A 14,268-nucleotide genomic window follows, 5' to 3' on the forward strand; every position below is an offset into this window, starting at 1 on the left:
TCACGCCCTGTCCGCGACGCGTTCGCCGAGCAGGCCTTGCGGCCGTACCAGGAGTACGAGGATGAGGAGGCAGAACGCCCAGACGTTGGCCCAGCTGGAGCCGCCGAACTGGCCCATGCCGGGGATGCCGTCGATGTAGGCGCTGGCGGTGACCTCGGCGATGCCGAGGACGAGTCCGCCGACCATGGCGCCGTAGATGTTGCCGATGCCGCCGAGGACGGCCGCGGTGAAGGCCTTGAGGCCCATGAGGAAGCCCATGCGGTATTCGACGTGGCCGTACTTGGCGCCGTACGCGACGGAGGCGACGGCGGCGAAGAAGCCGCCGATGGCGAAGGCGATGACGATGATGCGGTTGGTGTCGATGCCCATGAGCTGCGCGGTGTCGGGGTCCTGCGCGGTGGCCTGCATGGCGCGTCCGGTGCGGCTGCGGCGGACGAAGAAGGCGAGTCCGGTCATGCAGACGACGGCGGCGACGATGAGGAAGAGGTCGGCGTTCTTGAAGGTGACGCTGCCGATCTCGTAGCTGCCCTCGCCGAGTTCGGGGAAGACGCGGGGCTTGTCGGCCTGCGGGTAGAAGTTGCGGATGGCCTCCTGGAGTGCCAGGGAGAGGCCGATGGCGGTGATCAGGGGGGCGAGGCGTGGCGCCCCGCGTAGTGGTCGGTAGGCGAAGCGTTCCGCGCCGACGGCGATGAGGACGGCCACCAGGCCGCCGCCTATCAGCATCAGGGGCAGGGCGACCCAGATGTTGATGCTGTCGGGGAGGATGAGGTAAACGCTGAGCGCGCCGAAGCCGCCGGTCATGAAGATCTCGCCGTGGGCGAAGTTGATGAGCTGGACGATGCCGTACACCATCGTGTAGCCGATGGCGATGAGCCCGTACATCGAGCCGAGGAGCAGCCCGTTGGCCAGCTGCTGCGGCAGGGTGTTCACCGCATGGCCTCCATTGTCGCTGGAAGTGTGCAGGGGTGGTTTTCCGGGAGTTGTCCGGTCAGGTCGGACCTCGGTCCGATTACCGGGTTGTGCTCCCTATGGGTCGGGCCGCGCGGTGGGGTCTGCCTTCCGCGCGGCCCGTCGGTGGTGCCGTTGGTGCTGGGGGGTCAGTTGGCCTCGCCCGTGTACTCGTCGGTCTTGACGGCCTTCCACTCGCCCTTGGTGACCTGGTAGACGGTCAGCTGCTTGTTGGTGGTGTCGCCGTACTTGTCGAAGGCGACGGTGCCGGTGATGCCGTCGAAGTTGGACTTGCCGACGGCCTCGAGGACCTTCTTGCGGAGCTCGTCACCGGTGGGCAGCTTGCCGCCGTTGGCGTCCTTGACGGCGCCGACGGCCTTGATGATGGCGGTGGCGCCGTCGTAGGAGTAGCCGCCGTAGGTGCCGTAGTCGCCCTTGTACTTCTTGGCCTTGTAGGTCTTGATGAAGTCCTGGGCGCTGGGCAGGGTGTCGGCGGGCACGCCGACCGAGGTGGCGAGGTCGCCCTCGGAGACCTTGCCGGCGGTCTTGATGTAGGTCGGCGTGAACATGCCGTCGCCGCCCATGAGCGGGATCTTGGCCCCGGCTTCCTTGAGCTGCTTGGTGATCAGCTGGGACTCGTCGTACTGGCCGCCGTAGTAGACCATGTCGGCCTTGGAGTTCTTGATCTTCGTGACGAGGGAGCCGAAGTCCTTGTCGCCGGTGTTCACGTGGTCGGTGCCGGCCGCCTTGCCGCCGAGCTTGGTGAACTGCTCCTTGAAGATCTTGGCGAGGCCGGCGCCGTAGGCCTGCTTGTCGTCGACGACGAAGACGCGCTTCTTCTTCAGGTCCTTGACGGCGTAGGCCGCGGCGAAGCCGCCCTGGTTGGCGTCGGTGGTGGCGGTGCGGAAGTACGAGGCGTACGGCCGCTTCTTGTCGCCGCTCTGCCAGTTCTTGCCCTGGGTCAGCTCGGGCGCCGTGTTGGACGGCGAGATCTGGACCAGGTTGGCGGCGTTGAAGACCTGCTGCATCGACTGGGCGACGCCGGAGTTCAGCGGGCCGACGGCGCCGACGACGGTCTTGTCGCCGACGAGCGCGGAGGCGTTCTGCTGGCCGGTGGCGGGCTGGGCCTTGTCGTCGAGGGCCTTGAGCTTGAACTTGACGCCGGGCACGAGGTTCTTCTTGTTGGCGTCGTCGACGGCGATCTGGGAGCCGTACTGGATGCCGAGGCCGGTGGCGGAGTTCTCGCCGGACAGCGGGGCGTCGACGCCGATGGTGAGCGTGGTGCTCTCGCCGTCGCCGGAGTTGTCGCCGCCGTCGTCGTCACGCGAACCGCATGCGGTAAGGCTCAGGGCTCCGGTGGTGAGAACGGAGGTAAGGATCAGCAAGGAACGCTGGCGCACAATCAGTCCTTTCCGCGGGCACACTCGTCTTTGATTCGACAGTTTTGTGCCGCGTTGGTACCGAACTCCCACATGGAGCGGTGACTGGCCGTGACTCTAAGCCTCCATCAGGGGTGGGGGCAGTGGCCGAGGGCATGCTGTGACTTTCTTGTTATGCCGCGCCGTATTGAGCGCTTCTGGCCGGGGGATTCTTGGCTGGTTTGCCGGAATTTGCCAGTCGTCCGCATTTTGAGAATGTGCACTTCCGGTCATGCGTGGCGTCGTCGCCCGGCGCTCCGGGCTTCCGTCGCTGGTGGGGGCGGCTTCCCGGGGCCGGTGGTGCGGTTGGGGCCGACGGCCGCGTATTGCCCCTGTGTTACCCAGTGTTACGACAAGGGGTCTCTGGACGACATTCCGCGATCGATGGCGTGCGGACTTGTGCGAATTCCGCGCGCCGGGGCCGCCGGTCGCGGTATGGGGCATGCATTTCCGGCCAGGTGCCGAGCGCGGCAATCGCCCTGTGAAACAGGGTGTGAATACCCCGATCCGGCTTCGATTGTGCCGAGGCAGTGCGGCGATCGGGGAAATGACGAAGGCGCGAGCCGAAGCGGTCCGCGCCTTGTTGCCGTGCCTTTCTGCTGTTTTGTTCCGTCGCCCGCCGGGCCGCCGGGCCGCCGGCCGGAGCGGTCAGGCCTCCGGCTGCGACGGTTCGAGGTCGCGCAGCAGGCAGGTGAGGCGCGCGCTGCAGACCCGCTTGCCCCGCTCGTCCTCGATGGCGATCTCGTACGTGGCGGTGGTGCGGCCCCGGTGCAGCGGGGTGGCGGTGCCGGTGACCAGGCCGCTGCGGGCGGAGCGGTGGTGGGTGCAGTTGAGGTCGACGCCGACGGCGAGCTTGCGGATGCCGCCGTGCAGCATCGAGGCGATGGAGCCGAGGGTCTCGGCGAGGACCGCGGAGGCGCCGCCGTGCAGAAGTCCGTAGGGCTGGGTGTTGCCCTCGACGGGCATGGTGCCCACCACGCGCTCGGCGGAGGCCTCGACGATCTCGATGCCCATCCGGGTGCCGAGGTGCCCGGCGGAGAAGAGGGCCGGCAGGTCCACCCCGAAGGAGGCGTACTCCTCGATGACCTCCTGCGGGAACTTCACATGCTTCTGCTCGCCCATGGCGCCGGCTCCTTCGTACGGGAATGCTTCCGCTGACTCTAAGCGAACGCTTAGTGCGCTGGCGATTCTTCCAGCCGTACGATCACCGACTTGCTCGCGGGGGTGTTGCTGGTGTCGGCGGTGGCGCCCAGCGGCACCAGGACGTTGGTCTCCGGGTAGTAGGCGGCGGCGCAGCCGCGGGCCGTCGGGTAGTGCACCACCCGGAAGCCGTCGGCGCGGCGCTCGGTGCCGTCCTCCCACTCGCTGACCAGGTCCGCGTAGCAGCCGTCGGCGAGGCCGAGCGCGCGGGCGTCCTCGGGGTGGACCAGGACGACGCGGCGGCCGTTCCTGATGCCGCGGTAGCGGTCGTCGAGCCCGTAGATCGTGGTGTTGTACTGGTCGTGCGAGCGCAGGGTCTGAAGGAGCAGCCGCCCTTCGGGCACGTGGGGCCAGGTCACCGGCGCCGAGGTGAAGTTGGCCTTGCCGGTGGCGGTGGGGAAGCGGCGCTCGTCGCGCGGGGCGTGCGGCAGCGTGAAACCGCCGGGCTCGCGCACCCGGGCGTCGAAGTCCTCGAAGCCGGGCACCACCCGGGAGATCCGGTCGCGCACCCGCGCGTAGTCGCCCTCGAACTCCTCCCAGGGGGTGCGGCTGGCGTCGCCGAGCACGCGGCGGGCCAGGCGGCACACGATCGCGGGCTCGGAGAGCAGGGTGGAGCTCGCGGGCTTCAGCCCGCCGCGGGAGGCGTGCACCATGCCCATCGAGTCCTCGACGGTGACGAACTGCTCGCCGCCCGCCTGCACATCGCGCTCGGTGCGGCCGAGGGTCGGCAGGATCAGCGCCCGGGCGCCGGTGACCACATGCGAGCGGTTGAGCTTGGTCGAGACGTGCACGGTCAGCCGGGCCCGGCGCATCGCCGCCTCGGTGACCTCCGTGTCGGGGCTCGCGGCCACGAAGTTCCCGCCCATGGCGAAGAAGACCTTCGCCTCTCCGTCGCGCAGCGCCTCGATGGAGCGGACCACGTCCAGGCCGTGGGCGCGCGGCGGGGCGAAGCCGAACTCCTTCTCCAGGGCGTCCAGGAAGGCGGGCGCCGGGCGCTCGAAGATGCCCATGGTGCGGTCGCCCTGCACGTTGGAGTGCCCGCGCACCGGGCAGACCCCGGCGCCCCGGCGGCCGATGTTCCCGCGCAGCAGCAGGAAGTTGACGACCTCGCGGATGGTGGGCACCGCGTGCTTGTGCTGGGTCAGGCCCATCGCCCAGCAGACCACGGTGCGCCGGGAGGCGAGCATCAGCGCGAGGGCCTTCTCCACCTCGGCGCGCTCCAGGCCGGTGGCCCGCAGCGTCTGCGCCCAGTCGGCCTCCCGGGCGGCCGCCGCGAACTCGGCGAAGCCGTGGGTGTGTTCGCGCACGAAGAGCTCGTCGACGGCGCCCTCGGTGTCCAGGATCAGCTTGTTGAGCAGGCGGAACAGGGCCTGGTCGCCGCCGAGGCGGATCTGCAGGAACAGGTCGGTCAGCGGCGCCCCGGCGAGCATCCCCTTGGCGGTCTGCGGGTTCTTGAACCGCTCCATGCCCGCCTCGGGCAGCGGGTTGACGGTGATGATCCTCGCGCCGCCCGCCTTCGCGCGCTCCAGGGCGGAGAGCATCCGCGGGTGGTTGGTGCCCGGGTTCTGCCCGGCGACGATGATCAGGTCGGCCTCGTAGAGATCCTCCAGCAGGACGCTGCCCTTGCCGACGCCGAGCGTCTCGGTGAGCGCCGAACCGGACGACTCATGGCACATGTTGGAGCAGTCGGGGAGGTTGTTGGTGCCGAACTCGCGGGCGAAGAGCTGGTAGAGGAAGGCCGCCTCGTTGCTGGTGCGGCCCGAGGTGTAGAAGACGGCCTCGTCGGGCGAGCCGAGCGCGGCCAGCTCCTCGGCGATCAGGTCGAAGGCGCGGGTCCAGGAGACCGGTTCGTAGGTGTCGGAGCCCTCCGCGAGGAACATCGGGTGGGTGAGGCGGCCCTGCTGGCCGAGCCAGTACCCGCTGCGCCCGGCCAGCTCGCTCACCGGGTGCTCCGCGAAGAAGGCCGGGGTGACCCGCCGCAGGGTGGCCTCCTCGGCGACCGCCTTGGCGCCGTTCTCGCAGAACTCCGCGGTGTGCCGCTTCTCCGGCTCGGGCCAGGCGCAGCCCGGGCAGTCGAAGCCCTTCTTCTGGTTGACGCTCAGCAGGGTCAGCGCGGCCCGGCGGGTGCCCATCTGCTGCTGGGCCATCTTCAGGGAGTGCCCGACCGCGGGCAGCCCCGCCGCGGCGTGCCGGGGGCCGCTGACCTGCGGCGCGTCCTGGACCGGATCGCCCTTGGGTGCCTTGGCGGCCATCGTCGGCCTCCCCTTCTGCCGCGGGCGCGCCCGGCACCCGTACTGACTGACCTCGCTGTCGCACAAATCCTCCCACGCGCCTCTGACAGCGCCAGGGGTCGCGCACCGCGGGTGGCACCGGCTGTCAGTGGGGCGTGGCAGGATCGGAGCGTGGCCAAGACAGCATCGAAGAAGACCGAGCAGACCGAGAACCAGGGCGCGGAGGCCCGGCCGAGGCTGATGCTCATGGACGGGCATTCGCTGGCGTACCGGGCGTTCTTCGCGCTGCCCGCGGAGAACTTCACCACCCAGACCGGGCAGCCGACGAACGCGATCTACGGCTTCGCGTCGATGCTCGCGAACACGCTGCGCGACGAGACGCCCACGCACTTCGCCGTCGCCTTCGACGTCTCGCGCAAGACCTGGCGGTCGGCGGAGTTCAGCGAGTACAAGGCCAACCGCTCCACCACCCCGGACGAGTTCAAGGGCCAGGTCGAGCTGATCGGCGAACTGCTCGACGCGATGCACGCCGAGCGCTTCGCCGTCGACGGCTTCGAGGCCGACGACGTCATCGCCACCCTCGCCACCCAGGCCGAGGCCGCCGGGTACGAGGTCCTCATCGTGACCGGCGACCGGGATTCCTTCCAGCTGGTCAGCGAGCACGTCACGGTGCTCTACCCGACCAAGGGCGTCTCCGAGCTGACCCGGTACACCCCCGCCCAGGTCGAGGAGCGGTACGGCCTCACCCCGCAGCAGTACCCCGACTTCGCCGCGCTGCGCGGCGACCCCTCGGACAACCTGCCCGGCATCCCCGGCGTCGGCGAGAAGACCGCCGCGAAGTGGATCAAGCAGTTCGGCTCCTTCGCCGAGCTGGTGGAGCGCGCCGAGGAGGTCAAGGGCAAGGCCGGGCAGAACTTCCGCGACCACCTGGAGTCGGTCAAGCTCAACCGCCGCCTGACCGAGATGGTGCGGGACGTGGAGCTGCCGAAGACCGTCGCCGACCTGGAGCGCCTGCCCTACGACCGCAAGGCGGTGGCGCTGGTCCTGGACACCCTGGAGATCCGCAACCCCTCGCTGCGGGAGCGGCTGCTCGCCGTCGACCCGGGCGCCGAGGAGAGCGAGCAGGAGGAGCTGGCCGAGGGCGTCGAGATCGACGGCACGGTGCTCGCCGCGGGCGAGCTGGCCCCCTGGCTCGCCGAGCACGGCAAGGCCGTCCTCGGCCTCGCCAGCGTCGACAGCTGGGCACTCGGCAGCGGGAACGTCGCCGAGGTCGCCCTCGCCGCCGCCGGGGGAGCGGCCGCCTGGTTCGACCCGGCCGAGCTGGACGCCGCCGACGAGAGCGCCTTCGCCGACTGGCTCGCCGACCCGGCCAAGCCGAAGGTGCTGCACAACGCCAAGGGCGCGCTGCGGGTCTTCGCCGAGCACGGCTGGCGCATCGAGGGCATCACCACCGACACCGCGCTCGCCGCCTACCTCGTCAAGCCGGGCCGGCGCTCCTTCGCCCTGGACGCGCTCTCCATGGAGTACCTCCACCGGGAGCTGGCGCCCGCCTCCGCCGCCGACGGGCAGCTCGCCTTCGGCGCCGAGGACCAGGCCCAGGCCGACGCCCTGATGTGGCAGGCCCGCGCGGTGCTCGACCTCTCCGTGGTCTTCGGCGAGAAGCTCCAGGAGGTCGGCGCCGCCGATCTGCTGCGCGACATCGAACTCCCCACCTCCCTCCTCCTGGCCCGCATGGAGCGGCATGGCATCGCCGCCGACCGCACCCATCTCGAAGCGATGGAGGAGATGTTCGCGGGCGCCGTCCAGCAGGCCGTGAAGGAGGCGCACGCCTCCGTCGGCCACGAGTTCAACCTCGGATCGCCCAAGCAGCTCCAGGAAGTCCTCTTCGGCGAACTCGCCCTGCCCAGGACGAAGAAGACCAAGACCGGCTACACCACCGACGCGGACGCGCTGGCCTGGCTCGCCGCCCAGACCGAGCACGAACTGCCGGTGCTCATGCTGCGCCACCGCGAGCAGGCCAAGCTCCGCGTCACCGTCGAGGGCCTGATCAAGTCGATCGCCCCCGACACCCGGATCCACACCACCTTCAACCAGACCGTCGCCGCCACCGGCCGCCTCTCCTCCACCGAGCCCAATCTGCAGAACATCCCGGTGCGCACCGACGAGGGCCGCGCCATCCGCCGCGGCTTCGTCGTCGGCGAGGGGTACGAGGCCCTGATGACCGCGGACTACAGCCAGATCGAGCTGCGCGTCATGGCCCATCTCTCCGAGGACGAGGGCCTGCTGGAGGCCTTCACCTCCGGCGAGGACCTGCACACCACCGTCGCCTCCCAGGTGTTCTCGGTGGCGGGCTCCGCGGTCGACGCCGAGATGCGGCGCAAGATCAAGGCCATGTCGTACGGACTCGCCTACGGACTCTCCGCCTTCGGCCTCTCCCAGCAGCTGAACATCGAGGCCGCCGAGGCGCGGGCGCTGATGGAGACGTACTTCGAGCGCTTCGGCGGGGTGCGCGACTACCTGCGCCGGGTCGTCGACGAGGCCAGGGCCACCGGCTACACGGAGACCCTCTTCGGGCGCCGCCGCTATCTGCCCGACCTCAACAGCGACAACCGGCAGCGCCGGGAGGCCGCCGAGCGGATGGCGCTGAACGCCCCGATCCAGGGCACCGCCGCCGACATCGTCAAGATCGCCATGCTCAACGTCGACCGGGCGCTGACCGAGGCGCAGCTCAGCTCGCGGATGCTGCTCCAGGTGCACGACGAAATCGTGCTGGAGATCGCCCCCGGCGAGCGCGCGAAGGCCGAGGAGATCATGCGCCGGGAGATGGCCGGAGCCGTCCGGCTGCGCGCCCCGCTCGACGTCTCGGTGGGCGTCGGCCCGGACTGGGAGTCGGCCGCGCACTGAGCCCGCGCACCAGCCCGCGTCCGGGCCCCTCCGCCGGGCCGCCCGCGAGCCTCCGCCGGGCCCGGTCAGAGGCGCCGTACGCGCCTGTGACCAGCGGTTTCACCCCCGGGTGAGCGGGCGGTCACCACCGGCGCTCACCCGGACGGGCCACGAGCGGGGGCCCGCGCCGCGAGGCGGGGGCCACGATGGGCGGCATGGGTCCCTGCACCCGGCGTACGCGCCGCTCCTTCGTGGCCGCCGCGCTCTCGGCGCTGCTCGTGCCGATCGCCGCGGTCGCCGCCGACACCCGCGCCGAACGGCGCACCGCGACCGAGGAGGCCCGCGATCCGCAACCGGCCGCGCGGCTCTCCCGCGACCTGCGGACGCTGCCCTCCCGGAGCCGGGACCTCGGGCGCCGGGCGCTGCGGCGGGGCCGCGGCCGGACGGTCTGCCCCACCGCCGGCAAGATCCGCTGCGACTCGGGCCTCGGCCTGCGCACCCTGCTCGTCGACACCGTCATGCGCCGCGCCGAGAGCCTGCGCCGGCGGCTCGGCGGCCGCGAGGCGGGGGTGCTGACCGTCACCGTCCGGCTCCCCGGCGGCAGCGTCCGCCTCGCCCTCGGCGAACCGCACCCCAGCTGATCCCCGCCCGGGCGGATCCCTCCCCGGGCCCGCGGAACCGGTCCGGCCCCCGCCGCGTCCGTACGACGGGGCACGCGCACCCCGCGGGTGGATTCCGCGGGGCGCGGCCTCGCGTAAAGTGCCCCGCGCGGTACCCCTGTTCGGCCCGGAGACCCTACTGACCTGCGCCCTTGACCGGCCGCGGGGAGGGCTGGGGCCCCCAGGGGGAGGAAAAGCCCGGCCAATGGGTGCCCGATCGGGCGAAGTTGCGTAGGGTCGGGTGGACGCCGTGCGGGGGAGCACAGGTGTGAGGCAGGTCCACGGGAGGGGAGCAGGATGTCGGCGTTCTTCGGGTCAAGGCTTCGCAGAGGTGCGGGTACCGCGGCGGTGGCCGCGGTCGTCGTCGCCGCCCTGTCCGCCTCCCAGGCCCCCGGCCTGAGCAGCGCGCCCGAGCGCGACCGGCACGCGGGCGCCGAGGACACCCCGCCGCCCGGCGAGGACACCTCGGTCAGCGGCAACTCGCCCTACTACACCGACCTTCCGCCCCTGGAGAGCCCGGCCCCGGTGCCTGGCGCCAAGGACCCCGAGGGCTCCCGGCCCACCGAGTCCGGCATCCCCGCCTCCGTGCTCGACGCCTACAAGAAGGCCGAGTCGGCCCTCGCCCGCAGCCGCCCCGGCTGCAATCTGCCCTGGCAACTGCTCGCCGCCATCGGCAAGGTGGAGTCCGGGCAGGCCCGCGGCGGACGCGTCGACGCCGCCGGCACCACGCTCACCCCGATCCTCGGCCCGGTCCTCGACGGCAACGGCTTCGCCCGGATCACCGACACCGACGGCGGCCTCTACGACGGCGACACGGTCCACGACCGCGCCGTCGGACCCATGCAGTTCATCCCCTCCACCTGGGAGAACTGGGGCGCGGACGCCAACGGCGACGGGCGCAAGGACCCCAACAACATCTACGACGCGGCCCTGGCCGCGGGCAGTTACCTCTGCGCGGGCGGCCGCGACCTCGCCGACGAGAAGGACCTGCACGCGGCGATCCTCGGCTACAACCGCTCCGAGGAGTACCTGCGCACCGTCCTGTCCTGGCTGGAGTTCTACCGCAAGGGCACCCACGAGATCCCCGACGGCACCGGCGGCCTGCCCAGCACCCCGCCGCACACCCCGAAGCCGAAGCCCGGCCCCTCCAAGCCCGGCGGCTCCACCCCGGACCCCGGCCCCTCCAAGCCGGACAAGCCCGGAAAGCCCGAGGAGCCCGGCAAGCCCGGCGACCCGGAGGAGCCCGGCGAGGAGACGCCCACCCCGAGCGAGAACGTCTTCCACCTGGAGGACGCCGGGACCGGCACCCTCACCTCCGCGACCGGCGAACTCTTCGCCGAGCAGGTCACCGTGCGCGCCGAGGGCAAGAACGGCAAGCCGATCGCCAAGGCGAAGATCCGCTTCGAGATCATCGGGGACACCGACAGCCGTTTCCCCGACGGACTGAAGCGCGTCACCGTCCCCACCGGGGCCGACGGCAAGGCCCTCGCGCCCGCGCTGCGCGCCGGGAAGAAGGACGGCACCTTCACGGTCCGCGCCACCGTCGAGGGCCGCGACCTCGCCCCCGTCGACCACACCGCGACCGTCACCGCGCCCCCGCCGCCCGCCGCGGACGCCCTGGTCCGCACCGACGACGCCCCGCTGACCTGCGCCCCGAACGCCGCCTTCGCCCAGCGCGTGAAGCTGAAGGCCACCCTCAAGGGCGCCGCGGCACCCGGAGTCGCCACCACCGCCACCCTGATCAAGGCGGAGAACGACCCGAAGGAGAACGACAAGGGCCCCTTCTTCAAGGACGCCGACGGCAAGCCGGTCCGCACCCTGAAGAACCTGAAGACCGACGACAAGGGCCTCCTGACGCTGGACCCGCTCTACAGCGACCAGAGCACCGGCGACTTCCTGCTCCGCCTCACCACCGAGGGCGGCGCCACCCTGACCGTCAAGCTCACCGTGCAGGCGCCCGCCGCCTGACCCGCGCACCGCACCACCGCCGCCCCGCGCCCGTACGTACCACCGGGCCCGGGGCGGCGGTCGTAGACACCCCCAACTCCCTTGCGGGGCAACGCCCTTGGCGCCTCACCCCGCCCCACCCCGGCCCGGCTGGCTCAGCGCCGCGGATTGGCACGCCGGGTCGCGGGCGCGCTCGACGGGTCCTCGGGCCAGGGGTGGCGCGGGTAGCGGCCGCGGAGTTCGGCGCGTACCGCCTGATAGCCCTCCCGCCAGAAGGAGGCGAGGTCGGCGGTGACCGCCGCCGGGCGGCCCGCCGGGGAGAGCAGCTCCACCACCAGCGGCACCCCGTCCACCTCCGGCGTGACCGCCAGGCCGAACATCTCCTGCAACTTCACCGCGAGCACCGGGCGTTCGGGATCCGCGTAGTCGATACGGACCCGGGAACCGCTCGGCACCTGAAAGCGCTCGGGCGCCAGTTCGCCCAGCCGGGCGGCCTCACCGCCCGCCCACGGGAGCAGCCGCTGCAAGGCCTGGCCGGCGTCGATCCGGCCGAGGTCGGCGGCCCTGCGCGCCCGGCCCAACTCCGGCTCCAGCCAGTCGCCGGCCCGGTCGAGGAGGGCCGCGTCACCGACCTCGGGCCAGGGCGCGCCCCGCCTGCGGTGCAGAAAGGCCAGCCGCTCGCGCAGCTGCCGCGACTCCCGGGTCCAGTGCAGCAGGCCGAGCCCCTCGGTCCGCAGCCCCTCCAGAAGCGCCGCGCGCACCCGCTCCGGATCCACCCGGCCCGGCGCCGACGGGCGCTGCCGGAGCGTCACCGCGCCGAGACGGCTCGTCTCCCGGGCCGCCACCTCCCCGTCCTCCCACACCACCTCCGCCGACTCGGTACGCAGCGGCGCCGCCGCCCGCAGCGCCACCTCCTCGTCCACCGCGGCGGCGAGCCGCACCCGGGCCTGCCCCGCGCCCACCGGCCGGTCGGCGACCGCGACCGCCAGCCACCGGGCACCGCGCAGCGGCGAACCCTCGGCGGTCTCGGCCCGGGTCCCCGACACCATCTGGTACGTGCCGCCGCCCCGCTCCCGCGCGAGCCGCTCCGGAAAGGCCAGCGCGGCGACCAGCCCCGCCACCCGCTCGTCCCCGCCTGCCACCCGCTCGCCCCCGGCCGCCGCCCCACCCGAACCGCTGTGACCGGTACGGGACTTGCCACCACCCGCACCGCCTTCGCCCGCCCGCGGACCACCCTCGTACGGGCCGCTTCCGTACGCCCCCGCCCTACCCGCACCGCTTTCACCCGCCCGCAGACCGCCCTCGTGCGGACCGCTCCCGTACCCGCCCGCACCACCCGCACCGCTTTCGTACGCGCCCTCCCGCTCGTGGCGCGTGCCCGCAGAGCGGTCCCGCGAGGGAGCCGCGCCGGAGGCGCCGCCGGACGAGGACAGTGCCGAGGTGAGCCGCCGTGCCTCGGTCTCCCAGCGGCCGGCGTAGGCGTCCTTGCCGCGCCGTGCGGTGCGCCAGGCCGCCGCGAGGTCGTCGCCGTACTCCCGCGGCGGCTCCTCGCTGAGCAGGGCCACCACCTCCGCCGCGCGCCGGGCACCGATCTGCCCGGCGGCGTCCAGGAGGGCGCGGGCGAGCCGGGGGTGCAGGCCGAGGCGCGCCATCCGCGCCCCGCGCCCGGTGGCCCGGCCGGTGTCCGGCTCCACTGCGCCGATGGCGGTGAGCACCTCGCGGGCCGCCGCCATCGCCCCCGGCGGCGGGGCGTCCAGCAGAGCCAGGCCTGCGGCGGTGGGGTCGCCCCAGCAGGCGGCCTGGAGCGCGAAGGCGGTGAGGTCGGCGAGCCGGATCTCCGGCGCCGGGAAGCGCGGCAGCCGCACGTCCTCGGCCTCGGACCAGCAGCGGTAGACCCAGCCCGGCCCCTGCCGCCCGGCGCGGCCCGCCCGCTGGCGCCCCGCCGCCTGCGAGGCACGCACCGTGGTGAGCGCGCTCAGCCCGCGCGCGTGGTCGACCCGCGGCTCCCGGGCCAGCCCGGAGTCGACCACGATCCGCACCCCGGGCACCGTCAGGCTGGACTCCGCGACCGCCGTGGCGAGCACCACCCGCCTGCCCTCGCCCGGCGCGAGCACCGCGTCCTGCACGGCCGCCGGGGCCCGGCCGTGCACCTGGAGCACCTCCACCCCGCCGAGATCCCCCAACTGCCCGGCCACCCGGGCGATCTCGCCCACCCCGGGCAGGAAGCAGAGCAGATCACCGGGGCGTTCGCGCAGCGCCCGCCGGACGACCGAGGCCACCTGGGCGAGCAGCGCCGGATCGACCCGCATCCCGTGCGGCGGCCGCACCGGGCGGGCCGGGGGAGCCCACACCACCTCCACCGGGTGGGCCGTGCCCGCCGCCTCGATCACGGGGGCGTCGCCGAGCAGCCGCGCCCAGCCCGCCGCGTCCGTCGTCGCGGAGGCCGCGAGCAGTCGCAACTCGGGCCGCAGCGCCGCCTGTACGTCGAGCAGGAAGGCGGCGACCGTATCGGCGTCCAGATGCCGTTCGTGGCACTCGTCGAGGACGACCACCTCGACACCCGCCAACTCCTGGTCCCGCTGCAGCCGTTGGAGCAGCACCCCGGTGGTCACCACCTCGACCGCGGTGTCCGGTCCCGCCCTGCGCTCGCCGCGCACCGTGTAGCCGACCCGTCCGCCCACCGGCTCGCCGAGCAGCCAGGCCATCCGGCGGGCGGCGGCCCGGGCGGCGATCCGGCGCGGCTCGGCGACCAGGACCCGGCGCGCGGGCCCGGCCCCGAGCAGACCGGCCAACTCCAGCGGTACGAGCGTGGTCTTGCCGGTGCCGGGCGGCGCGCAGAGCACCGCGCTGCCGTGGTCCTCCAAGGCCTCGCGCAGCGCGGGCACGGCCGAGGCGACGGGCAGTCGGGCGAGGTCATCGGTGCGGATCACCCGCCCAGTCTCCCGGACGGCGCGTCTTCCGTTTCCGTACGGGCGCTCCTCC

Annotated in this window: 8 protein-coding genes; 3 read left to right on the forward strand and 5 right to left on the reverse strand. The window is 72.8% G+C overall.

What is annotated here, in order from left to right:
- From MID12_RS26395 to MID12_RS26410, 4 genes are all read right to left on the reverse strand, one after another.
- Positions 1 to 930 (reverse strand): branched-chain amino acid ABC transporter permease, encoded by a 930-nt coding sequence (locus MID12_RS26395; RefSeq protein ID WP_040254520.1) that lies wholly within the window; start codon positions 928 to 930, stop codon positions 1 to 3.
- A 167-nt stretch (positions 931 to 1,097) separates the two neighbouring features.
- Positions 1,098 to 2,333, reverse strand: coding sequence for a branched-chain amino acid ABC transporter substrate-binding protein (locus tag MID12_RS26400; protein ID WP_040258364.1), 1,236 nt, complete (start codon positions 2,331 to 2,333; stop codon positions 1,098 to 1,100).
- 681 nt (positions 2,334 to 3,014) lie between these two features.
- Entirely contained in the window at positions 3,015 to 3,488 is a 474-nt protein-coding gene (locus MID12_RS26405; protein ID WP_263171177.1) for a PaaI family thioesterase, read from the reverse strand.
- 50 nt (positions 3,489 to 3,538) lie between these two features.
- Positions 3,539 to 5,818, reverse strand: a complete 2,280-nt coding sequence (locus MID12_RS26410) for an FdhF/YdeP family oxidoreductase (protein WP_263171180.1) — start codon at positions 5,816 to 5,818, stop codon at positions 3,539 to 3,541.
- A 150-nt stretch (positions 5,819 to 5,968) separates the two neighbouring features.
- On the opposite strand from MID12_RS26410, the gene polA reads away from it, so the two are divergent.
- The 3 genes from polA to MID12_RS26425 all read left to right on the forward strand — a co-directional run bounded on the left by polA (position 5,969) and on the right by MID12_RS26425 (position 11,307).
- Positions 5,969 to 8,701: a DNA polymerase I gene (gene polA / locus MID12_RS26415; protein WP_263171183.1), complete on the forward strand. Its 2,733-nt coding sequence runs from the start codon at positions 5,969 to 5,971 to the stop codon at positions 8,699 to 8,701.
- A 194-nt stretch (positions 8,702 to 8,895) separates the two neighbouring features.
- Positions 8,896 to 9,321 carry a hypothetical protein gene (locus MID12_RS26420; RefSeq protein WP_263171184.1) on the forward strand — a complete coding sequence of 142 codons (426 nt, stop codon included), beginning with the start codon at positions 8,896 to 8,898 and terminating at the stop codon, positions 9,319 to 9,321.
- A 315-nt stretch (positions 9,322 to 9,636) separates the two neighbouring features.
- Positions 9,637 to 11,307 (forward strand): lytic murein transglycosylase, encoded by a 1,671-nt coding sequence (locus MID12_RS26425; RefSeq protein ID WP_263171185.1) that lies wholly within the window; start codon positions 9,637 to 9,639, stop codon positions 11,305 to 11,307.
- Between the two features lie 134 nt (positions 11,308 to 11,441).
- On the opposite strand, the gene MID12_RS26430 is transcribed toward MID12_RS26425, so the two are convergent.
- Positions 11,442 to 14,216 carry an ATP-dependent RNA helicase gene (locus MID12_RS26430; RefSeq protein WP_263171188.1) on the reverse strand — a complete coding sequence of 925 codons (2,775 nt, stop codon included), beginning with the start codon at positions 14,214 to 14,216 and terminating at the stop codon, positions 11,442 to 11,444.
- Positions 14,217 to 14,268 lie beyond the last annotated feature (52 nt).

The sequence above is a fragment of the Streptomyces sp. SCSIO ZS0520 genome (assembly GCF_025643355.1).
Lineage (GTDB): Bacteria > Actinomycetota > Actinomycetes > Streptomycetales > Streptomycetaceae > Streptomyces > Streptomyces physcomitrii.

What these genes read in the sequence shown, in the direction of transcription:
- MID12_RS26405 (WP_263171177.1), bottom strand. Translation starts at nt 3,488, where the DNA reads ATGGGCGAGCAGAAGCATGTGAAGTTCCCGCAGGAGGTCATCGAGGAG.
- MID12_RS26425 (WP_263171185.1), top strand. Translation starts at nt 9,637, where the DNA reads ATGTCGGCGTTCTTCGGGTCAAGGCTTCGCAGAGGTGCGGGTACCGCG.
- MID12_RS26420 (WP_263171184.1), top strand. Translation starts at nt 8,896, where the DNA reads ATGGGTCCCTGCACCCGGCGTACGCGCCGCTCCTTCGTGGCCGCCGCG.
- MID12_RS26410 (WP_263171180.1), bottom strand. Translation starts at nt 5,818, where the DNA reads ATGGCCGCCAAGGCACCCAAGGGCGATCCGGTCCAGGACGCGCCGCAG.